Here is a 21,561-nt window from a genome sequence, read left to right on the forward strand (position 1 = left end):
CGCCCCCTCTGGAATGTCGCGGCGGTCGCGGATAAATTCCGCCACTTCCAAAAACGCTGTTCGAGGGACCGCCGTGTCGAAATCTGCCTCCCGCGCCCGCCTGTTCGAAATCATCCGCCGGCGCTCCTTCGGCCGCGGCGAGGTGACGCTCGCGTCGGGCCGCAAGAGCGATTTCTACTTCAACCTCAAGCCGACCATGCTCGACCCGGAGGGGGCGACCCTGCTCGCCGAGCTGACCTATGAGGCGCTCAAGGACGACAATCTCGATTTCATCGGCGGCCTCGAGATGGGCGCGGTGCCGCTCGCCGGCGCGCTGGCGCAGATCTCCTGGATCAAGGGCCATCCGATCGCGGCGTTCTTCGTGCGCAAGAAGCCGAAGGAGCACGGCGCCAAGCTCGCGATCGAAGGGCTGCCCAGAGGCGAGACGCTGGCAGGCAAGCGCGTCGTGATCGTCGAGGACGTCACCACGACAGGCGGCTCGGCGATGAAGGCGGTGGAATCGGTGCGCGAGACCGGCGCCGAGGTGGTGCTGGTGCTGACCATGGTCGACCGCGAGGAAGGCGCCACCGACACGTTCGGTGCGGCCGGTCTGCCGTTCCGCTCGCTGTACAAGGCCTCGGAATTCTTGAAGGCGTAACGACTCTCGTGTCCCGGACGCGGCGCAGAGCCGAGACCCAGAATGTCGCGAGCATAGGCCCCGGCTCTGCAGCGCATCACGCCGCGAAGGGCGGCGCGCGGCGCTGCGTCCAGGGCGCGACAGTCCGCGGAATCCGCGCTCGTTCAACCCTCATTTACCATCCCGCTTTATGGTGAATCACGTGCTGAGACCCCCTTGGGGTCCCAGCCGGTTCGGTAGCGTCGGGTGGAGTAAGCGTTTGCGTCCAGTCCTGTCCCATGCGCGCCGGCGGCGTCGCGCGATGCTTGTGGCCGCCACCCTTGGAGCACCGCTGCTTGCGGCTCCGGCCCCGGTTTCGGCCGAAGGCCTGTTCGATTTCTTCTTCGGCGGCATGCAGCAGCAGCGGCCGCAGCGCGAGGTGCCGCAGCAGGCGAGCTCCTACGCCGATCCCTTCACCGGGCAGCAAAATGCCGCAACCCCGCAATATGTGCCGCCGACCCGCTCGGCGGCGGCCGGAGGCTCCGGCCCGGCCTTCTGCGTGCGCAGCTGCGACGGCAAATATTTTCCGCTGATGCGCGGCCTCACCTCGCCGGCGCAGATGTGTCAGGCGTTCTGTCCCGCCAGCGCGACGAAGGTCTATTTCGGCTCCTCGATCGACGGTGCGGCGTCGCAGACCGGCGAGCGCTACGCCGACAGCGAGAACGCGTTCGCCTATCGCAAGGCGTTGCGCGCCGACTGCACCTGCAACGGCCGCGAGCCGGTCGGCCTTGCCCCGGTCGATCTCGCGCTGGACTCCTCGCTGAAAGCCGGCGACGTGATTGCCACCACTGACGGCCTCGTCGCCTATACCGGCATCCGCGTCGGCAACGACCAGGCTGCGGACTTCACCCCGGTTGCCTCCTATCCCGGCCTCACCGCCCAGGTCCGTGCCCGCCTCGGCGAGATGAAGGTGGCCCCGGTGCGGGCAGAGACGGTGTCGGCAGATGCGCCCGCTGCGGAGATCGTGCGTGGAACGCTGCCCGATGTGACGGTGCCGAAGACGACGGCACAGAAGCCGGCGAAGCGGGCGGGGCTGGATTGATCTCGTGTCCCGGACGGCGGCACATCGCTTGGCGCGCTGCGCTTTGTCCGGGGCACGGCGATCACCTCCCGATAATCACCCCGATCACGTTCGGCGCCGCCAGATATTTTTCCTCGATCGCCGCGCGCGCGGCGGCGCGGTTGTCCGGGGTCAAGAGGCCGCGCTTCTCGGCCAGGATCATCCAGCAGAAGCCCCACCAGTCCGTCAGCATGCCCTGATCGCCGACGAGGTCGTAGCCCTGCTCGGCCGCGAAGATGCGCGCCTGGGCTTCGTCGAGCGTGTCCAGGAACAGATGATCCTCGGTCGAGAACAGCTCGTCGCTGACGTCGTCGATGGTGTAACCCCAGATCGACTGGCACACCGCGTTGAACTCGCGGTCGAACTGGTCGTCATCGATCCTCTGGCGCCGGGCCGCCTGATGCAGCCGCGACAGCGAGCGCGCGAAATCGGCGATCCGGGTGAGGGCAAATTGATCGAAGGCGATGGTGGACATGTAGTCCTCGCAAAGTCTGACAGACGCTAGATCTTGTGTCGGCAATGCGCCGAATCACAATGATATATCAAAGACTTGCTAAAGTGTTCCTAATTTGTTCCGAACCCGGCAGCGGTCCTCGAAAGTTTTGACCGCCGGAAATGAAAGGGGCCGCCTCGCAGCGGCCCCTTGCCGGTTACAATCTTGTTCGGGATCAGAAATTCCAGCCCCGGCAAGCCTAACGTTAGAGCCGACAACGGGCTTGGGCGATTCCGGAAAACTACCGAACGTAGTGCTGTCCCAATTTTTGGTCTCAGGAGCAGCGCGAGGCTGCAATGGCGTGGACGCGGCGGTCGCCGAGCAGATGGGCGACAAAACCGTTGGCCGGAAAGATCTTTGCGAAGGCGGCGTCGCGGATGCTGAGGCCGCCGGCATAGGCGCCGAACGCCGGCATCACCGCACGCATCCCGTCGGAGGCGAAGCAGCGGCGCTCCATGAAGCGGCCACGCGCGGAGACGCGCGCCTTGGGATGGAGATGGCCGGCGATCTCGCCGCGCGCCCCGGTGGGCTCATGACGGAAGGTGATCGGGCCGACCGCGACTTCGTCGGCGACGGTGCCGCCGAGATCGCGCGGCAGCATCGGATCGTGATTGCCCGAGATCCAGATCCAGTCGCGGCCGGTCTGGAGCGCCGCGACCGCATCGCGATTTTCCGGCGACAGCCGCTCATGCGCGGTGCGGTCATGAAAGCTGTCGCCGAGTGCGATGACCACGCCGGGATCATGGCGGGAGATGACAGCAGCGAGACGGCTCAGCGTTGCCAGCGTATCATAGGGCGGCAGCAGCACGCCGCGGGCGGCGAAGCTGGAACCTTTTTCCAGATGCAGGTCGGAGACGACGAGCAGGCGCTGCTCTTCCCAGAACAGCGCGCCGGAGAGATCGGCAGCGAACGTCACATCGCTGATGGTGACTGTGGACACGCGCATGTCGTCGACGTCTCCTGAAACCTGCGCGCCAATCGTCACGTAAAACCTGCTGCTATCCCATCGCCTCTTTGACGAGCTCATCGGCGGCTTCCGCCAAAAGTTCGTCTGCAGCTTCGCCATAGACTGACTCGCGGCCGATTTCCAGCATCACGGGCACGGCCAATGGAGAGACGCGGTCGAGTTCCCGGTGCGTGATGCGGCCTTGGATGCGGGCGAGCATGTCCCCTAGGCGGCGCAAATCGAGCAGGCCGGTGGCGGCATCGGCGCGCGCGGCGCGCAAGAGGACGTGATCGGCCTGATGCTTGCGCAACACGTCGTAGACGAGATCGGTCGAGAACAGCACCTGACGGCGGCTCTTCTCCTCGCCGGTGTGCCGGCGTGTGATCAGGCCGGAGATGATCGCGCAATTGCGGAAGGTGCGCTTCATCAGGGCGGATTCGGCGAGCCAGGCCTCCAGATCGTCACCGAGCATATCAGGGTCGAACAGCGCGTTGAGATCGATCCGGCCGTCACGGATCATGGAGGAGAGATCGCCGAGCGCCCAGATCGCCACCGCATATTCGTTGGCGACGAAGCCGAGCGGCCGTGCGCGGGCGCGCTCCAGCCGGCGCGTCAGCAGCATGCCGAGGGTCTGATGCGCGAGGCGCCCCTCGAAGGGATAGCAAACGATGTAGTGCTTGTTGGCGCGCGGAAAGCTTTCGACCAGGAGTTCACGCACCGCCGGCACGCGCGAGACATCCTTCTGCAGCGACAGCCAGTCGCGCACCTGCTCCGGCAAGCCGCCCCAGGCGCGGCCGTCATCGAGCAACCGGCGCACGCGCTCGGCGAGATAGGTCGAGAGCGGAAACTTGCCGCCCATATAGGACGGCACTTTCGGGTCCTTGTCGTTGGCGCGGGAGACATAGACCTGGTCCTCGATCAGGGTCTCGTAGCGCACCACCTCGCCTGAGAACACGAAGGTGTCACCGGGGCTCAAGCCCTCGATGAAGGCTTCTTCGATCTCGCCGAGCAACCGACCCCCGCGCGCGATCACGCCGGTCGACCCCGCTCCGCCACGGCGCGAACGCACCAGGCGCACCTTCAGCATGTCATCCTCGACGATGGTACCGACATTCATCCGGTAGCTCTGCCGCACCTTGGGATTGGCGACGCGCCAGCGCCCCTGCTTGTCCTGCTTGATGCGGGCGAAGCGCTCATAGGTCTTCAGCGCGTATCCCCCGGAGGCGACGAAATCCACGACGTCGTCGAAATCCGGCCGCGACAGGTCGGCGTAAGGCGCGGCGGTGCGGACCTCGCCATACAGATCATCGCTGATGAACGGCTCGCCGCAGGCGCAGCCGAGCACGTGCTGGGCCAGCACATCGAGCGCGCCGGTGCGCAAGGGCGGCGTGTCCTGCGCGTTCTCGGCAATGGCATCAATGGCGACGCGGCACTCCAGCACTTCGAAACGATTGGCCGGCACCAGCACCGCGCGCGAGGCTTCGTCGAGGCGGTGGTTGGCGCGGCCGATCCGCTGCATCAGGCGCGAGGACCCCTTGGGCGCGCCGATATTGATGACGAGATCGACATCGCCCCAGTCGACGCCGAGATCGAGCGAGGAGGTGCAGACCACGCCGCGCAAGCGTCCCGCCGACATGGCGTCCTCGACCTTGCGGCGCTGGGCAACGTCGAGCGAGCCGTGATGCAGCGCGATGGCGAGGCCGTCGTCGTTCATGCTCCAGAGATTCTGGAACAGCATCTCGGCCTGGCTACGGGTGTTGACGAAGACCAGCGTGGTCTTGTTCGCCTTGATCAGCTCGTAGATTTCAGGGAGCGCGTGGCGCGCGCTGTGGCCGGCCCAGGGCAGCCGCTCGCGCGTGTCCAGCATCTCGACCAGCGGTGGCGCCGCGCCGCCGGCGATGACGACGTCGGCGGCAGCTTCCTTGCCGTCGGGCTGCGGCACCAGGACGCGCGCGAGCTGGTCCGGCTCGGCGACGGTTGCCGACAGGCCGATCGCGCGCATCTGCGGCGCCAGCCGCCACAGCCGCGCCAACCCCAGCGAGAGCAGATCGCCGCGCTTGGACGTCACCAGCGCATGCAGCTCGTCGAGCACGATGCGCTTCAGGGAGGAGAATAGGAACGGCGCATCATCCGAGGACAGCAGCAGCGCGAGCTGCTCGGGCGTCGTCAGCAACACATCCGGCGGATAGCGCCGCTGCCGCTGCCGCCGCGACACCGGCGTGTCGCCGGTGCGGGTCTCGACCTTGATCGGCAGCGCCATCTCCGCGATCGGTCGCTCGAGGTTGCGCGCGATGTCGACGGCGAGCGCCTTGAGCGGCGAGATGTAGAGCGTGTGCAGGCCGCCGGTGCGTTGCAGGCTACGGCCGGTGGAGACGAGGCTTTTCTTGTTACCTCCCCCCTTGTGGGGGAGGTCGGCAGCCGCAGGCTGACGGGAGGGGGGTCGCTCCACGAGCGGTGCGTGTGGCCACCCCTCTCCCCGCCCCTCCCCCACAAGGGGGGAGGGAGAAGACAGCTCCACCAGCGTCGGCAAAAATCCCGCCAGCGTCTTGCCGGCGCCGGTCGGTGCGATCAGCAGCGCCGAGCGGTCCTCCCGAGCCTTCTCCAGCAGCGCCAATTGATGCGCGCGCGGCGACCAGCCGCGGGCCGCGAACCACGCCTTGAAGCGGTCGGGCAGCAGCGCAGGCGCCTCGGCCTGAATTTTGGGGATACGGCGCGTCACACCATGACAGGTAAGCCGCGAGGATGGCTTCGTCGAGGGGTGCTGCCCTCCCCTGTACGAGGAGGGCCAGCGGCCTCACGCCCCGGCCGGCACCTGATCGAGAAATCCGGTCACGCTTCGGATGCGGCCGTCCTTCAGCACGGCAAAATCAGTGCCCTTGATCGGGCTGTCAGTGCCATCGGGACCAAGTCCCCACGAAAAGCGGATGTGGTCGCCGTAGCCGTTGGGTTCGCCGATCAGGCTGAACTTGAAATCGGGAAAGCGCTGCTGCACGCCAGCGATCAGCGCCTCGATGCCGTCGCGGCCCTCGCCCTTCATCAAGGGATCGACATAGCTCGCATCCGGCGTCCAGCTTTCGCTGAGCAGCTCGCGACGTCGACCGGCTGCGCGCTCGTTCCAGAGCTCGATGTAGCGGCGGGCGATGGTGATGGGGTCGGTCATGGTGCTCTCCTTCGATGACGCCGTATGCGGCTGTCCCTGACTATCGAAGGATTGTGCGCGCCGATCGATTACCTCGCAGGTCATCGTTGCGCGAAAAGAATGGAGCGCGATGATGCTGTCATCGCGCTCCATTCGCATGCGAATTGGTCGTGAAGATTACTTCGCGGCCGTGACCATGATCTCGACGGTGTATTGCGGCGCCGCCAGCTTGGCTTCGACGGTGGCGCGGGCGGGGGTATTGCCGGCCGACACCCAGGCGTCCCACACCGCGTTCATCTCGCCGAAGGTCTTCATGTCGGTGATGTAGATCGTAGCCGAGAGCAGCTTCGACTTGTCGGTGCCGGCCTTGGCGAGATGGCCGTCGATGGTCGCCAGGATGTCCTGGGTCTGCTTCGTCACGCTTTCGCCCGCGGCCTTGTTGGCGACGACACCGGCGAGATAGACGGTGTTGCCGTGCACGACGACCTGGCTCATGCGCGGGCCGGCTTCGAAACGCTGAATGCTCATTTACGGATCTCCTGCTGGAATGGCGGCCCTGTCTAGCCCAGCACCTCGCGCCGTGCCACCCCGGGCACGCATGCGTTGCCAGGCACGCATGCGTTGCCGGGCACGCATGCCGTCACCGCCGGTCATGCGGCATTTAAGGAAGCTGACTGAAAAAAGCCCAGATCGTCTCGGCGCCATCGATGTCGCCGTTCTGCGGCCCGAGCAAGCCGGCTGCGACCCTTGGGAAGCGGGCATCCGGAGAAAATCCGGGCATGCGATGGCCGCCATGGTTGATGCGATAGAGCACGACGTCGTGTCCCCTGGGGCAGCGCGACGAGATCCGGGTCACTGTCGATTGGTCTGCAGGCGCCTTGTCGGGCATGTCGGTCACGCTGGCATCGTCGGTCTCACAGCCATTGAGCTTGCGCCAGAAGGCCAGCGTCTCCTCGGTCGACCAGAACCCGTCCGCCGCAAAATAGCTCGACCCGCGTCCACCGGCGTAGGGGACCAGCTGGTCAGCCGTGCCGTTCATGAGCAGCATCGGCAGCGGCCGTGACGGATGGCAGGTGACGGCGGCCTCGTCGGTGAGATTCATGATCACGCTCGCACCGGCCGCAAACAGATCGGCGCGGGCGCAGGCCATGGTCATCGCCATGGCACCGCCGTTGGAGACGCCCGCGACGAAGACGCGCTTTGCATCGGCCGTGCCGTCGGCCACCAGCTTCTCGACGAGCTTTGCGAGGAAGGCGACGTCGTCGGTGCCCGCCGGCGGTCCACGCAGGGCAGGCCCCGCCTTCGTTCGCGCATCCGCCCATGCATTGTTGAGCCCGTCCGGAAAGACCACGGCCAGACCCTCGCGCTTTGCGACCTGCGGCCAGGCCGTCCGCGTGATCATGTCGGCGCCGCGCTGGGTCTTGCCATGCAGCACGATCACGAGCGGCGCTTGCTTCCTGGCCGGCAATTGCGCGGTGTAGGAGCGCTTTGCGCCGTTGACGTCGATCGTCTCGGCGGATGCAGCCGAAGCGGCGGCCAATGCCGCGACCACCGCCCCGATGCGCATCCACAGCCGCACGATCTAGCCCACCGCTTTCGCCGCGGCCCGGCCCGCATTGCGGCCCGAGAACAGACAGCCGCCGAGGAAGGTGCCTTCCAGCGAGCGATAGCCATGCACACCGCCGCCGCCGAAGCCGGCGGCTTCGCCGACCGCATAGAGGCCGGGAATGACGCTGCCCTCAGCGCCGAACACACGCGAGTCGAGATCGGTCTCGAAGCCGCCCAGCGTCTTGCGGGTGAGGATATTGAGCTTGACCGCAATCAGGGGCCCCTGCGCGGGATCCAGGATCCTGTGTGGGGAGGCAGTGCGGATCAACCTGTCGCCAATATAGCGGCGCGCATTGTGAATGTTCATCACCTGCGCGTCCTTGACGTAGGGATTGGCGATCTCGCGGTCGCGCGCCTCGATCTGCATCCTGATGTGCTCGAGCTTGAGGAGGTCGCTGCCGGCAAGCCTGTTCATCTCCGCAACAAGGTCCTCGATCTTGTCGCGTACGATGAAGTCGACACCATGGCTTTTGAATGCTTCGACCGGCGCCGGCGCGCCCTTGTTGGTGGCGCGGCGCAAGGTCATGCGCCAGCTCTTGCCGGTCAGGTCGGGGTTCTGCTCCGAGCCCGACAGCGCAAACTCCTTCTTGATGATGCTCTGGGTCAGGATGAACCAGGAATAATCATAGCCGGTCGACATGATGTATTTGAGCTGGCCGAGCGTGTCGGAGCCCGGGAATAGCGGCGCCGGCAATCGTGTGCCGGTTGCGTCGAACCACATCGAGGAGGGGCCGGGCAGGATGCGGATGCCGTGGCGCGGCCAGATGGGATTCCAGTTCTGGATGCCCTCGACATAATGCCACATGCGGTCGCGATTGATCAGCCGCGCGCCTGATGTCTCGGTGATGCCGATCATGCGGCCGTCGACATGTTCGGGCACGCCGGAGATCATGAATTTCGGGGGATCACCGAGCCGCTTCGGCCAGTTCTGCCGCACCAGCTCGTGATTGCCGCCGATGCCGCCGGACGCCACGATCACGGCCTGCGCCTTCAGCGCAAACTCGCCGACGACGTTGCGTGAGGAGCTCTTGCCGCGCTCGATCGTGTCGGGGGCGAGCACGGCGCCGCTGACGCCATCCACCGTGCCGTTGGTGATCGAAAGCGCGTCGACGCGGTGGCGGAACCTGAAGCTCAGCCGGCCGCTTTTCATCGCCTCGCGCGCGCGGCGCTCGAACGGCTCGACGATGCCGGGGCCGGTGCCCCAGGTGACGTGAAAGCGCGGCACGGAATTGCCGTGGCCCATCGCGTCATAGCCGCCGCGTTCGGCCCAGCCGACCACGGGGAAGATGCGATGGCCCATCGCCCGCAGCCAGGCGCGCTTCTCGCCGGCTGCGAACGCCACATAGGCCTCGGCCCATTGCCGCGGCCAGAAGTCCTCGTCGCGGTCGAAGCCGGCGGCACCGATCCAGTCCTGCATGGCCAAGTCGAAGGAATCCTTGATGCCGAGCCGGCGCTGCTCCGGCGAATCGACCAGGAACAATCCGCCGAACGACCAGAACGCCTGGCCGCCAAGCGACTGCTCGCCTTCCTGGTCGACCACAATCACGCGCTTGCCCGCATCCGCGATCTCGGTTGCGGCAACCAGTCCCGATAGTCCCGCGCCGACAACGATGACGTCAGTCTCTTCAGCCATGTGTTTCCCCCTCCATGTTTCCCCCTCCACAGGTTCCCCCCTGTAGTCGCCCGGATTGAAGCCAGCGGTTGTAACTGAGATCAAGGGTGTGACGCATAAGACATCATTAACTTGTTCCACTTTGGGATAGAGACCCATCGGGTGCAGCGCGGACGCAACACTGGATTTGAATTTGTTTTGAGCGAGCCGGCCTGCCTAGACAAAACCTTGGTTACGACAGACGCTAGTCGCGCATCACCACCGAACACGCAGATTCGAATTCGACTGGGGCGGGGGACAATGAAGTTTCTGACGGGGTTGCTTGCGGCGGTTCTCCTGATTGCTGGCATGGGGGCTTCTCACGCGGTGGTTCGGATCGCGGATGACCGCGGTGGCCGGATTGGAACCTACGTCGACAAATACCAGGACCTGCGGCAGTCCGGTGACACCGTCATCATCGACGGCCTCTGCGCCTCCGCCTGCACCATCGTCCTCGGCGCCATCCCGCATGACCGCATCTGCGTGACCTCGAGCGCGACGCTCGGCTTCCACGCCGCCTGGGATTTCGGCAGCAATGGCCGCGCCGTCACCAATGCTGAGGCGACCCAGATGCTCTATGCGATGTATCCCTCGCAGGTGAAGCGCTGGATCAGCCAGCGGGGCGGCCTCACCCCGCACATGCTCTTCCTGAAGGGCAAGCAGCTCCAGGCCATGTACAAGCCCTGCTACCTGGACGCGCAAGCCTCGACCAACAAGCCGTCGCGCAGGCCCCTCCCGCAAACGGACCAGATCGAATCCGCCCGCGGCCAGCTCCTGCACTGACGCTTCCAGCTTGACGAGATCGTTCCGGCCCGCCGGCGGCGCCTTGCCCGCAGGCGGGCTAAAGCTTATCTGAGGGCTGGGAACCGGGGCCTTCGCCCCCGATCGTTGTCATGGCTCAACCACTGCACCCCTCGCATCCGTTACAGGACAATTCGCCCACTGCCGGCCGAACGCCGTTCGTGCTCCTGTTGGCGGGCGCGGGGATCGGCGGATTGCTGGTGCTCGGCGCGCTGGCCCTGTGGTTCCACTACGGCACGCAGATGTTCTTCGAGATGATCAGGACCGGTTTCGCCGCCTGCTTCTGATCCACGACAGGAAGTTTTCCGCTCATGAGTTCCGCCGCCCGTCCGCTGGTGATCGCGACCGCCTTCGCCGCAAGCCTCGTTATCGGCCTCCTGATCATGTTCTGGGCCATGGGCGGGGTCAGCAAGGTGGCGCAGCCGGCCGCGATCGGCGGCCCGTTCCAGCTGACCGACCAGAACGGCAAGGCCATCACCGACAAGAGCCTGAAGGGCAAGCCGACCCTGATCTTCTTCGGCTACACCCATTGCCCCGACGTCTGCCCGACCTCGCTGTTCGAGATCTCGGAAGTGCTGCGCGCGCTGGGCAAGGATGCCGACAAGGTCAATGCCGTCTTCATCTCGGTCGATCCCGAGCGCGATACGCCGGCGACCATGAAGGAGTATCTGTCGAGTTTCGATCCGCATCTCGAAGGTCTGTCCGGCGATCCCGCCGAGACGGCCAAGGTCATCACCTCCTACCGGGTCTACGCCAAGAAGGTCCCAACCAAGGACGGCGACTACACCATGGACCACACCGCGCTGATCTATCTGATGGATCGCGACGGCCGCTTCGTGTCGCCGTTCAACCTGAAGCGGACGCCGGACGAGGCGGCGGCGGATTTGAAGAAGTATCTCTAGTTCGGCGGATCAATCGCGCCTCGTGCGCGATGCACCTCGCCCGCTTGCGGGGGAGGGAGCAGACCTTCACCCTGGCCGCATTCCGCACTCGCGTTCCCGCCGGGATGGTCTATAACGCCCTCCGATCCCAATGAAATTCGTTCATTTCCGGCCGATGGCTCCATCGCAACAGGCGAAATCGTCCAAATCTGCCCGTAGCTTGCTGGCGGGGCTAGCCGTCGGCGCCTGCCTGCTCGCAGGCCTTCCCGGCGCCGAGGCGCAGGCCCCGGCCCAGCAGCCTCCAGCGGCGCCCCAAGGAACACAACAGGGGACGCCACAAACCGCGCCTCGGGCGGTGCAGGCCGCCCCGCAGGCCGTACCCGGCTTCTGGGACCCGCGGCGGCGACCGGAGCGGCCGGACCTGTCGCGTCTGACCGTGATCCGCTTCCTGACCGAGACCGACTATCCGCCCTTCAATTTCACTGGCGCCGACGGCAACCCGGCCGGCTTCAACGTCGATCTCGCACGCAGCCTGTGCGAGGAGATCAAGGTCACCTGCACCGTGCAGATGCGCCGCTTCGAGACGCTGGTCGACGCGCTCTCCTCCAACCGCGGCGATGCCATCATCGCCTCGATGGCGGTGAGCCCGCAGCTGCGCGCCCGGGTCGACTTCACCGATCCCTATTACCGCGTGCCGGCGCGCTTCGCCTCGCGCAAGGACGCGGTGATGCCGGAGATCCGCCCGGAATATCTCGAGGGCAAGAAGGTCGGCGTCATCGCCGGCTCCGCGCACGAGGCCTACCTCAAGGCGATGTTCACCGACGCCGAGTTGCACCCCTATCCCAACGACGACGCGATGCGCGCCGCGTTGCGCAAGGGCGAGGTCGATTTCATCTTCGGCGACGCCATCTCGCTGGCGTTCTGGATCAACGGCACCGATTCCGGCGATTGCTGCGCCTTCTCCGGCGGTCCCTTCGTCGAGAGCCGTTTCTTCGGCGAAGGCATCGGCATCGCCGTGCGCAAGGGCAACGACGTGCTGCGCCAGGCCCTGAACTGGGCCCTGTTCCGCGTCTGGGAAAAAGGCCGCTACACCGATCTGTGGCTGCGGTATTTCTCGGTGAGCCCGTTCTGACCTGGTCGCTGCTCCCTCCGCCGTCATTGCGAGAAGCCCTTGCGACGAAGCAATCCAGACTGTTTCCGTGGAAAGATTCTGGATTGCTTCGCTCCGCTCGCAATGACGACGAAGGCGGCAACACCGCCCCACAAAATTGCATTCTGCCGGGAAATCGCTATTTTCCGCGGCCCGGAGGCCCTTCTGAATGTCCGTTATCGATCCCAACATGAGCCCGAGCGATCTTCGTGCGCTCGCCGAACAATCCAACGCCTGGCCGTTCGAGCAGGCCAAGGCCATCGTCGCGCGGCTGAAGAAGAGCCCGAAGGACGAGGTGCTGTTCGAGACCGGCTACGGACCGTCAGGCCTGCCGCATATCGGCACGTTCGGCGAGGTCGCGCGCACCTCGATGGTGCGCCATGCCTTCCACGTGCTGACCGAGAACAAGGTCAAGACGCGCCTGCTGGCGTTCTCCGACGACATGGACGGATTTCGGAAGGTGCCCGACAACGTCCCCAACAAGGAGATGCTGGCCGCGCATCTCGGCAAGCCACTGACGCGGGTGCCGGATCCGTTCTCCAACGAGTACCCTTCGTTCGGTGCGCACAACAACGCACGCCTGCGCGCGTTTCTGGATCATTTCGGCTTCGACTACGAATTCGCAAGCTCGACCGATTACTACACCTCGGGCCGCTTCGACGCGACGCTGCTCAAGATGTTAGCGGCCTACGACAAGGTGATGGCGATCATCCTGCCGACGCTCGGTCCCGATCGCCGCGCGACCTACTCGCCGTTCCTGCCGATCAGCAAGACCACCGGTGTCGTGCTGCAGGTGCCGATGATCCGCCGCGACGTCGCCGCCGGCACGGTGACCTATGTCGACCCCGACACCAACCAGGAGGTCGAGACGCCGGTGACTGGCGGCAACGTCAAGTGCCAGTGGAAGGCCGACTGGGCGATGCGCTGGGTCGCGCTCGGCGTCGACTACGAGATGGCTGGCAAGGATTTGATCGATTCGGTGAAGCTCTCCGGTGCAATCGCCAAGGCGCTCGGCGGCACGCCGCCCGAAGGCTTCAACTACGAGCTCTTCCTCGACGAGCAGGGCCAGAAGATCTCGAAGTCGAAGGGCAACGGCCTCACTATCGACGAATGGCTGCGCTACGCCTCACCGGAATCGCTGTCGCTGTTCATGTATCGCGAGCCCAAGGCGGCCAAGCGGCTGTATTTCGACGTCATCCCGCGCAACGTCGACGACTATCAGCAGTTCATCGACGGCTTTGCCCGGCAGGATGACAAGCAGCAGCTCGGCAATCCGGTCTGGCACATCCACAATGGCAAGCCGCCGCAGGGCGACATGCCCGTCACCTTCCAGCTCCTGCTGACGCTGGTGTCGTCGTCGAACGCGGAGAATGCCGAGACGCTGTGGGGCTTCATTGGCCGTTATCGTCCGGGCGTCTCGCCCCAGACGCATCCGAAGCTCGATGCGATGGTCGGCTACGCCATCAATTACTACCGCGACTTCGTCGCGCCGACGAAGCAGTTCCGGGTGCCGACGGACACCGAGCGCAGCGCACTGCAGGATCTGCGCGATGCGCTGTCACAGCTTGCGCAGGACGCATCAGCCGAGGACATCCAGAACGTGGTCTACGAGATCGGCCGCCGCGAGCCCTTCCTCGATCAGGTCAAGAAGGGCAAGGACGGCCGTCCCGGCGTCACGCTGGACTGGTTCAACATGCTCTATCAAGTACTGCTCGGCCAGGAGAAGGGCCCGCGCTTCGGCTCCTTCGTCGCGGTGTACGGCGTGCAGAACGCAGTCAACATGATAGACGGCGCGCTGGCGCGGAGCGCGTGAGGCCACGACTTTCTCCATCGTCGTCCCCGCGAAAGCGGGGACCCATAACCACAGGGAGAAGTTGGGCGAAGATTCGTAGTTGCGCCTGCGTTGGTACGAAGACCGCCACTCTCCGAGAGATCACTCGGTATGGGTCCCGGCGTTCGCCGGGACGACAGCGTTCATTGGAGCGTTCGCTCAGGCCGAGCGCAATACGTAGCGCCTGTTATCCTTCTGCACCGGGCGCGCGTTCATCGGATAGAGCTTTGCGAACGCGGCGACGTCGGCGGCCGACACCTGAATCGGGGTGGTCAGCAGCAGCCATTCGACCACTTCCGAACAGGGCGGCGTCGTCAGCGAGCCGGGATAGCGGAAGTAGCTGAGCCTCGGTGGCAGCATGGCGTGAGGGTCGATGCCCGCATCCGCTTTCACCGGGGGGCCTTCCGCCGCCGGCATGGTCTTGACGATCTTGCCGAAGGCCGGGTTCGGCCTGCCCTCGGCCATCAGCACGCCGACCACGGCGAGGCCGCCGGCTTCGTTGCGATGGACGAAATGCGCCTCCATCGGAAAATTCTTGCCGCCGATCATGTGCTCGCTCGGCCGGTGGAAGTGCACCTGGAGCAGCTTGTACTTGACGTCGCCGAGCATCAACGTGCTGCCTTCGGCGAAGTTGAGCTGGATCGTGTGTCCGTTGTTGACGATGGTGTCGGCGCTCTTGCCCCAGTTCAGCTTCAGAACCGGCAATTGCGACTTGATCGTCCCCTCGATGTCGATCGGCGATTGCTGCAGGCCGACCGCGCAGGCCTTGTTGGCCGCATCGAGATCGCCCCATTTGGCCGGGCCGCCGACGCCCTCATAGCTCCAATGCGCGCCTTCGGCGGCGAAGGCCGGCTTGCAGAGCGGACAAAGCGCAAGACCCGCCAGAGCCTTCAATGCGTGACGGCGATTCATCATATTCCCCCCTAAGATGAATTGGATTGGCAATCTCGGCCGCAACCTATGCGAGAGCGGCGGTGAGTCGCAATGGCGATGCAGGCGATCGCGGGCCGGGAGCGGATTCAGACCTTCTGGCGAAAGGTCTCCAGCACGGCGGCGACGATCTTCTGTCCGTTTCTGCGCAGCTTCCTGGAATCGTCGGCGTGGGGCAGCAGCAATCCGATCTTGCAGATCATGGCGTCGATCATCCGGCTGAGCAGATCGACATCGTCCGCGTGCAACTCGCCATCGCGCTTCAAGGCCCGCAGGGTCGCGATCAGGAGCGCGGTCGGATAGGTCTCCTCGATCTCGCGATAGCGCGGCTCGCCGAGCACGGCTTGCGCTTCCTGGATGACGATGCGCGCGTAGTCCGGCTCTTCGCAGGCGTCGAGATAGGCGTCGATGCCGGCGCTGAGACGATCCCAGATCTTGCGCTCGTTGCGCGCCGCGGCCTCGATTCTGGCGGCCGCGTCGCGCTGCATGGCGACTACGACGGCGTCAAACAGCGCCTTCTTGTCCTCGAAGTGATGGTAGAACGCGCCGCGCGTGACCCGCGCCGCCCGCGAGATCGCCTCCATGCCCGCCGCCTGAAATCCATTGGCGGCAAACGCCTCGCGTCCAGCATCGAGCAGCGCCTGCCTGGTGGCCTCGCTGTACTCTTCCCGACGACTTCTCGGAGGATCCTTCGCCCGCATCGCGCGCAACCTAACGCTTGACGCGTCGGTATCAAACCGTATATAACATACATGATGTATGTATTAGACATGAAGAATGTTATGAGGCAGGGCCATGGACGGCAAGCGCATGTTCGAGCTGGCGGAAAGGCTGGCAATCGCGAAGAGCCGGCAGGACATCCCAGCGGCGCTGGAGGTTCTGCATCCCGACATGGTGCTGGAGACGCCGGCCTTTGGCACCAGGGCGCAAGGCCTCGCCGAAAACCAGCGCATCCTGACGCGCTTCTTCAAGTCCTTCCCGGACTATCACGTCACCCTCGACGGCCACGCCAATTCCGCTGACACGCTGGTCTGCTGGGGCACCGCGCGGATGACGATGACGGGGGATCGCTTCGGGGCCGAGCCCAACGGGCGCCGTGCGGAGTTGCCCGTGTTCATCGCCTTCGCCTTTCGCGACGACAAGATCGCGCATGAGCGCTTCGTCTTCGATCTCTCCGAGCTCTGCGCCCAATCCGGCGTTTCGACCGACGTGGTCAGGCGCAAGCTGTTCGGCGAAGCCACGCAGGCAGCGTAGCTCGCCGACGCAACACCATCCACGAAACAGGAGCGTCAGACCATGGCCGATCCCCGCATCAAGCCCGTCGGCGACCTCGCGACCAGGCTTCTCTTCGACATCGTCGTCGACCTCGATCCGCGCATCAATTTCGGCGCCGGGCCGATCGGGCAGCGCGTGCTGTTCGGGGCGGCCAAGGGCTCCTTCGAAGGCCCCCGCTTGCGCGGCGAGGTAATGCGGGGCGGCGGGGACTGGGCGTTATTCCGCGCCGACGGCACCATGACCCTCGATGTGCGGCTGTCGCTGCGGACCCATGACGGCGAACTGATCTACATGACCTATGGCGGCCGCTGGGTGACGCCGCAGGGCTTGCGCGCCGAGATGGCGGACCCTGCGCGGCGCACCAAGGTCGATCCCGTCGGATATTACTTCCGCACCAATCCAATGTTCGAAACCGGCTCGCAGACCTATGCCTGGGTCAATGACATCGTCTGTGTCGGCAAGGGTTATCTCGTCGAGGGCGCCGTCGCCTACAAGATCTTCGAAGTGCTGTGAGACTTCCGTGGACGCGTTGAGCGAGCTGCGTCGTGCCGGCGACCGCAATGACAGACCCTCGCTGGCGCGGTCGCTGGTCGCAGAGGGACTGGGCACCGCCTATCTGCTGATCGCGATCGTGGGCTCTGGTATTCTCGGCGAGAGGCTTGCGGCAGGCAATGTCGCGCTGGCCTTGCTCGCCAATGCGCTCTCGACAGGTGCCGCACTCTACGCCCTGGTCGTCTGGCTCGCGCCGTTGTCGGGCGCCCATTTCAATCCGCTCGTCTCGCTGGTGCTGGCGTTTCGCGGCGACATCGCGCCGCGCGTCGCCGTATTCTACGTGCCAGCCCAGCTGGTCGGCGCCGTCGCTGGTGTTGCCATCGCTGACGCGATGTTCGACATGCCGCCCTACTCGCTGTCATCCCATCTTCGTAGCGGTCCCTCGCAATGGCTGAGCGAATTCCTGGTCACATTCGGCCTGATCGGAATGGTGTGGACCTGCTCGCGCATGCGGCCGTCCGCTCTTGCGGGCGCGGTCGCCGCCTATATTGGAGCCGGCTTCTGGTTCACGGCCACGGATTTTGCCAATCCCGCCGTCGCCCTGGCGCGCGCATTCACCGATACGTTCTCCGGAATTCGCCCGATCGACGTACCCGGCTTCCTTGTCGCGGAAACGCTGGGCGCTCTGGCGGCCGTGGTGTTGTTTCGCTGGCTGGTGCCGAACTTGCGCTGACGAAGAGCGAGGTCACTGGCTCGCCCACATGATGCGCGCCACCCACGCCAAATCGCTCGCCGCCATCGTGCGTCCGGCCTGCGACGCATCGAGCGGCTGAAGCTCCAGCGCCTTCGCGGTGCGACGCCCCAGCGTCGCGACCATCACCTCGCCCGCCCTGGTCTTCACCACCACGCGATCGCCTTTGCGGATCGGCGCGCCGGGCGAGACCAGGATGAGGTCGCCGTCGCGATAGGCAGGTAGCAGCGCATCGCCGGAAATCTCCAGCGCAAAGGTATGGCTGTCCTCGGTGGGCAGCGCGATTTCGGTCCAGCCCTTGCCGGATGGAAAGCCGGCCTCATCGAAAGCGCCGCTCGCGCCGGCCAGCGCGAAGCCGAGCAGCGGTACCGAGCGGCCGTCGCCGGCCTCGTCGTCGATCAGCCGCGCAAAGCTCTCGATCGAGGCGTCGGCCGCGGCCAGCGCCTTTGCGATCGATTCGGTCGAGGGCCAGCGCTCGCGGCCGTCGGAGGTGACGCGCTTGGACCTGTTGAAAGTGGTGGGATCGAGCCCGGCGCGCTTGGCGAGGCCGGACGGCGACAGACCGGCGCGCGCCGCCAGCCGATCCAGGGCCACCCAGATCTGGTCGTGCGTTAGTATCCTCTGCGCTTTGGCCTGCCTGACCATGCAAGGTCCAGCCCGTCGCAACCCAGGAAAACTGTCCTCAAATCAACCGGTTTTCCGTTTTTGGCGCAAGAGGCGGCAGAGCGAGCGCCTTCAAGCGAAGTGGATATCGGCTCGCCCCAAGAAAACGCCGCAAGAAAACGCGCCAAAACAGCAGTTTGGAGCCCCGTTCCGATTTCATCGGAACGGAATAGGCTCTAAGCCTTGAGTTCGGAAGGGGCGGCCTTTACGGTCGCGCCCGGGTTTCGGGGACCCGCACGCGGCGAAAAAACCCAAGAAACTCAAAGAGCTGACTCAAAGAGCAAACAGGGCTGCGCAAGCGGTGGTCAAGATCTACAAAATCTGTCCGGCCTCGGCCTGGCGCGAGGCGGAACGGCAGGGCGTCTATCTCGGCAGCGCGGACGATGCGCGCGACGGCTTCATCCATTTCTCGACCGCCTCGCAGGTTCCCGAGACCTTGCGCAAGCATTATGTCGGGCAGCGCGCGCTGTTCCTGGTGGAGGTCGATGGCAACGCGCTCGGCAGCGAATTGCGCTGGGAGCGCTCGCGCAATGACGAGCTGTTTCCACATCTCTACGGCGAGCTCGACCTCGGCGCGGTGCTGTCGGTGATGAACCTCAACATCCGCTCCGACGGCGGCCACGACACTCCGGAGCTGTTGCCGTGATCCGCGCTTTCGACGCCTTTTCGCTGCCGGTGCTGCGCTGGCTCGATCCGGAAGACGCCCATCGCCTCGCGATCCAGGGCCTGCGCTTCCTGCCGCCGGTCAAGCCGCGCGCTGACGATCCCAAGCTCGCGATGCGCGCCTTCGGGCTCAACTTTCCCAACCCGATCGGCATGGCCGCGGGCTTCGACAAGAGCGCCGAGGTGCCGGATGCATTGCTGCGGCTCGGCTTCGGCTTCGTCGAGATCGGCTCGGTGACGCCGAGGCCGCAAAGCGGCAATCCGCGGCCGCGGCTGTTTCGTTTGGAGCGCGACGAGGCCGTCATCAACCGCATGGGGTTCAACAATGACGGCGCCGACGTCGCCTTGCGCCGGCTGGCCGCGCGCGCGCAGCATGGCGGCATCGTCGGCGTCAATGTCGGCGCCAACAAGGATTCGCCGGACCGCGTCGCCGATTACGTCAAGCTGATCGAGACCTTTGCCCCGGTCGCGAGCTATTTCACCGTCAACGTCTCCTCGCCGAACACGCCGGGCCTGCGCAATTTGCAGGAAGGCGCCCTGCTCGACGATCTCCTCGCCAGGGTGATCGACGCGCGCGAGCGGGTGCGCCAGAAGGCCGGCGACACGCCGGTGCTGCTCAAGATCGCGCCGGATCTGAGCCTCGCCCAACTCGACGACGTCGTGCAGGTGGCGCGCTCGCGCCGGGTCGATGGCATGATCGTGTCGAACACGACGATCGCGCGGCCGAGCACGCTGCGGGAGGAGATGCGCGCCAAGGAGCAAGGCGGCCTGTCCGGCCGGCCACTGTTCCGCCTGTCGACCCGCATGGTCGCGGAGACCTATGTGCGCGTCGAGGGCGCATTCCCGCTGATCGGCGTCGGCGGCGTGGATTCGGGCGGTGCCGCGCTGACGAAGATCCGCGCCGGTGCGAGCCTGATCCAGCTCTATTCGTCGCTGATCTACAAGGGCCTCGGCCTCGTCGACGAGATCAAGCGCGACCTCACCTCGACGCTGCTTCGCACCGGGCGGGATTCCCTGTCCGAGATCGTCGGCGCGGATGCAGCGACCCTCACCGCGGAAGACTGGCCGGGGATGTAAGGCGCTCTCGTGCCCCGGACGCAGCGCAGCGCTCTCCCGGCGATGCGAAGCATCGTCCGGTGCGGTGCGCTGCAGAGCCGGGGCCCATGTGACGGCGAGTTCGAGGAGGAATGGGTCCCGGCTCTGCGCAGCAGCGTTTCACGCTGCAGCGCGTCCGGGACACGAGAGCTATGATTTCGAGAACGTCGCCCTGAACTGCGCCGGGTAGCGTGCGGCCTGCAAGCCGCCACGCGAGAGGTAGGAGGCCATCAGCGCGCACCACAGTCCGGCATTGCCGAGCGATTGCAGCGCCCACCAGGCGGCGAGGAAGATCAGCAGCGAAGCCAACATCAGATTGCGCATCTCGCGCGCCCAGGTCGCGCCGATATAGATGCCGTCGAAGCCGAAGGCGAATACCCCGGGGATCGGCGCGAGCACGACGAACGGCAGGAATTCGCGCGCTGCACGGCGGACGTCGTCACTCGCCGTCATGAAATCGATCAAATGCGGCCCAAACAGCGCGAACAGTCCCGACACCACCAGCGCGAAGCCGAGGCCCCATAGCAGCACCAGCCGGGTCGAATCCGCAAAGCCCTTTGCATCGCGCGCGCCAACAGCGCGGCCGCAGAGCTGCTGCGCTGCGTTGGCGAGACCGTCGAGGAAGAAAGCGCTGACCAGCAGGAAATTGTTGAGCACGGAGTTGGCGGCCAGCGTGACGTCGCCGGCCTGCGCGCCCTTGGCGGTGAAGAACAGGAACACGGCGATCAGCGCCGCGGTGCGGATCAGGATGTCGGTGTTCACCGCCAGCATCCGCAACAGCTTCTGCCGGTCGAGCAGCGTCGCGTACGGCACGGCGAAGCCGCCATCGGCATAATGGCGGCAGACGATCAAGCCGAGGGCGAACCCGACCGCTTCCGACAACAGCGCGGCGATCGCGGCACCGGCGATGCCGGTGTCGTAGACCAGAACCAGCAGGATCGTCGCCGCCATGTTGACGAGGTTGATGACGACCTGAAGCATCAAGGCCGAATTGGCGCGGGCCTGGCCGATCAGCCAGCCGAGGATGACGTAATTGGCGAGCGCGAACGGCGACGACCAGATCCGGACCTTGAAGTAAGTCTTCGCGGCCTGCGTCACACCCTCGCTGCCCCCCATGAGGTCGAACAGCACTGCGGCCAGCGGCAGTTGCAGCACGATCAGCGCGGCGCCGATCAGGCCCGCAACGATGAAGCCGCGCGCCAGGATCGCGGTCGGCTCGCGCGTGTCACCCGCGCCCAGCGATTGCGCGGTGAAGGCGAGCGTGCTCATCCGCAGGAAGCCGAACAGCCAGAACAGGCAGTCGAAGATCACCGAGGCCATCGCGACGCCGCCGAGCAGCGCGGCATCGTCGAGACGGCCGATCGCCGTGGTCGAGACGATGCCGATCAGCGGCGTGGTCAGGTTCGCGACCATCGCCGGACCGGCGATGGCGAACACTTCACGTGTGCCGACTTTGGGATGGACGGGCGCGTGCATG

General features: G+C 65.5%; 23 protein-coding genes. 12 read left to right on the forward strand and 11 right to left on the reverse strand.

Annotation, left to right across the window (positions count from 1 at the left end; translation table 11 throughout):
• Nucleotides 1–73: 73 nt before the first annotated feature.
• Together pyrE and AABA84_RS30930 are read left to right on the forward strand one after the other, a co-directional pair.
• Nucleotides 74–637, forward strand: a complete 564-nt coding sequence (gene pyrE / locus AABA84_RS30925; RefSeq protein ID WP_212030191.1) for an orotate phosphoribosyltransferase — start codon at nt 74–76, stop codon at nt 635–637.
• 280 nt (nt 638–917) lie between these two features.
• A complete protein-coding gene (locus AABA84_RS30930; RefSeq protein WP_212244079.1) occupies nt 918–1,697 on the forward strand; it encodes a DUF2865 domain-containing protein in 780 nt (259 codons plus the stop codon).
• Nucleotides 1,698–1,758: 61 nt separating this feature from the next.
• Here AABA84_RS30930 and AABA84_RS30935 read toward each other — a convergent pair whose 3' ends face one another.
• The 7 genes from AABA84_RS30935 to AABA84_RS30965 all read right to left on the reverse strand — a co-directional run bounded on the left by AABA84_RS30935 (nt 1,759) and on the right by AABA84_RS30965 (nt 9,534).
• A complete protein-coding gene (locus AABA84_RS30935; protein ID WP_338305888.1) occupies nt 1,759–2,190 on the reverse strand; it encodes a hypothetical protein in 432 nt (143 codons plus the stop codon).
• Nucleotides 2,191–2,482: 292 nt separating this feature from the next.
• The gene (gene pdeM / locus AABA84_RS30940; RefSeq protein WP_338314019.1) at nt 2,483–3,154 is read right to left on the reverse strand and encodes a ligase-associated DNA damage response endonuclease PdeM; all 672 of its coding nucleotides are present in this window, start codon (nt 3,152–3,154) and stop codon (nt 2,483–2,485) included.
• Nucleotides 3,155–3,206: 52 nt separating this feature from the next.
• Nucleotides 3,207–5,873 carry a ligase-associated DNA damage response DEXH box helicase gene (locus AABA84_RS30945; protein ID WP_338314020.1) on the reverse strand — a complete coding sequence of 889 codons (2,667 nt, stop codon included), beginning with the start codon at nt 5,871–5,873 and terminating at the stop codon, nt 3,207–3,209.
• Between the two features lie 75 nt (nt 5,874–5,948).
• Entirely contained in the window at nt 5,949–6,314 is a 366-nt protein-coding gene (locus AABA84_RS30950; RefSeq protein ID WP_338314021.1) for a nuclear transport factor 2 family protein, read from the reverse strand.
• 156 nt (nt 6,315–6,470) lie between these two features.
• The gene (locus tag AABA84_RS30955; RefSeq protein WP_212244071.1) at nt 6,471–6,821 is read right to left on the reverse strand and encodes a RidA family protein; all 351 of its coding nucleotides are present in this window, start codon (nt 6,819–6,821) and stop codon (nt 6,471–6,473) included.
• Nucleotides 6,822–6,954: 133 nt separating this feature from the next.
• The gene (locus AABA84_RS30960; RefSeq protein WP_338314022.1) at nt 6,955–7,872 is read right to left on the reverse strand and encodes an alpha/beta hydrolase family esterase; all 918 of its coding nucleotides are present in this window, start codon (nt 7,870–7,872) and stop codon (nt 6,955–6,957) included.
• A 3-nt stretch (nt 7,873–7,875) separates the two neighbouring features.
• Nucleotides 7,876–9,534, reverse strand: a complete 1,659-nt coding sequence (locus tag AABA84_RS30965; RefSeq protein ID WP_338314023.1) for an FAD-binding dehydrogenase — start codon at nt 9,532–9,534, stop codon at nt 7,876–7,878.
• Between the two features lie 279 nt (nt 9,535–9,813).
• Here AABA84_RS30965 and AABA84_RS30970 point away from each other — a divergent pair, with 279 nt between their 5' ends.
• The 5 genes from AABA84_RS30970 to AABA84_RS30990 all read left to right on the forward strand — a co-directional run bounded on the left by AABA84_RS30970 (nt 9,814) and on the right by AABA84_RS30990 (nt 14,197).
• Entirely contained in the window at nt 9,814–10,335 is a 522-nt protein-coding gene (locus tag AABA84_RS30970) for a hypothetical protein (RefSeq protein ID WP_212244064.1), read from the forward strand.
• A gap of 110 nt (nt 10,336–10,445) precedes the next feature.
• A complete protein-coding gene (locus AABA84_RS30975; RefSeq protein WP_028140870.1) occupies nt 10,446–10,640 on the forward strand; it encodes a hypothetical protein in 195 nt (64 codons plus the stop codon).
• 24 nt (nt 10,641–10,664) lie between these two features.
• The gene (locus AABA84_RS30980) at nt 10,665–11,255 is read left to right on the forward strand and encodes an SCO family protein (RefSeq protein ID WP_212244063.1); all 591 of its coding nucleotides are present in this window, start codon (nt 10,665–10,667) and stop codon (nt 11,253–11,255) included.
• Between the two features lie 154 nt (nt 11,256–11,409).
• A complete protein-coding gene (locus AABA84_RS30985; protein WP_212244137.1) occupies nt 11,410–12,366 on the forward strand; it encodes a transporter substrate-binding domain-containing protein in 957 nt (318 codons plus the stop codon).
• 187 nt (nt 12,367–12,553) lie between these two features.
• On the forward strand, nt 12,554–14,197 hold the full coding sequence (locus AABA84_RS30990; protein ID WP_338305898.1) for a lysine--tRNA ligase: 1,644 nt from the start codon (nt 12,554–12,556) through the stop codon (nt 14,195–14,197).
• A gap of 177 nt (nt 14,198–14,374) precedes the next feature.
• Here AABA84_RS30990 and AABA84_RS30995 read toward each other — a convergent pair whose 3' ends face one another.
• Complete coding sequence (locus AABA84_RS30995) at nt 14,375–15,127, reverse strand: carbonic anhydrase (RefSeq protein WP_338314024.1); 753 nt, start codon at nt 15,125–15,127, stop codon at nt 14,375–14,377.
• Between the two features lie 107 nt (nt 15,128–15,234).
• Nucleotides 15,235–15,846 (reverse strand): TetR/AcrR family transcriptional regulator, encoded by a 612-nt coding sequence (locus tag AABA84_RS31000; protein ID WP_212244060.1) that lies wholly within the window; start codon nt 15,844–15,846, stop codon nt 15,235–15,237.
• A gap of 94 nt (nt 15,847–15,940) precedes the next feature.
• Between AABA84_RS31000 and AABA84_RS31005 the strand changes: the two genes are divergently transcribed.
• Genes AABA84_RS31005 through AABA84_RS31015 form a run of 3 tightly spaced genes read left to right on the forward strand, consistent with a single transcriptional unit; the run spans nt 15,941 to nt 17,645 of the window.
• Nucleotides 15,941–16,399 carry an ester cyclase gene (locus tag AABA84_RS31005; protein WP_212244059.1) on the forward strand — a complete coding sequence of 153 codons (459 nt, stop codon included), beginning with the start codon at nt 15,941–15,943 and terminating at the stop codon, nt 16,397–16,399.
• A 42-nt stretch (nt 16,400–16,441) separates the two neighbouring features.
• Entirely contained in the window at nt 16,442–16,933 is a 492-nt protein-coding gene (locus AABA84_RS31010) for a DUF3237 domain-containing protein (RefSeq protein WP_338314025.1), read from the forward strand.
• A gap of 7 nt (nt 16,934–16,940) precedes the next feature.
• A complete protein-coding gene (locus tag AABA84_RS31015) occupies nt 16,941–17,645 on the forward strand; it encodes an aquaporin (protein WP_445083430.1) in 705 nt (234 codons plus the stop codon).
• Between the two features lie 12 nt (nt 17,646–17,657).
• Here AABA84_RS31015 and AABA84_RS31020 read toward each other — a convergent pair whose 3' ends face one another.
• Complete coding sequence (locus tag AABA84_RS31020; protein ID WP_212244057.1) at nt 17,658–18,308, reverse strand: S24 family peptidase; 651 nt, start codon at nt 18,306–18,308, stop codon at nt 17,658–17,660.
• Nucleotides 18,309–18,627: 319 nt separating this feature from the next.
• On the opposite strand from AABA84_RS31020, the gene AABA84_RS31025 reads away from it, so the two are divergent.
• Complete coding sequence (locus AABA84_RS31025) at nt 18,628–18,972, forward strand: DUF952 domain-containing protein (protein ID WP_338314026.1); 345 nt, start codon at nt 18,628–18,630, stop codon at nt 18,970–18,972.
• Entirely contained in the window at nt 18,969–20,066 is a 1,098-nt protein-coding gene (locus AABA84_RS31030; RefSeq protein ID WP_018320828.1) for a quinone-dependent dihydroorotate dehydrogenase, read from the forward strand. Before AABA84_RS31025 ends, AABA84_RS31030 begins: the two co-directional genes overlap by 4 nt.
• 168 nt (nt 20,067–20,234) lie before the next feature.
• Here the strand turns inward: AABA84_RS31030 and AABA84_RS31035 are convergent, their stop codons facing one another.
• On the reverse strand, nt 20,235–21,560 hold the full coding sequence (locus AABA84_RS31035; RefSeq protein ID WP_212244055.1) for an MATE family efflux transporter: 1,326 nt from the start codon (nt 21,558–21,560) through the stop codon (nt 20,235–20,237).
• Nucleotide 21,561: the final 1 nt, after the last annotated feature.

Source organism: Bradyrhizobium sp. TM239 (genome assembly GCF_036247985.1).
In the GTDB taxonomy this organism is placed as follows: Bacteria; Pseudomonadota; Alphaproteobacteria; order Rhizobiales; family Xanthobacteraceae; genus Bradyrhizobium; species Bradyrhizobium ottawaense.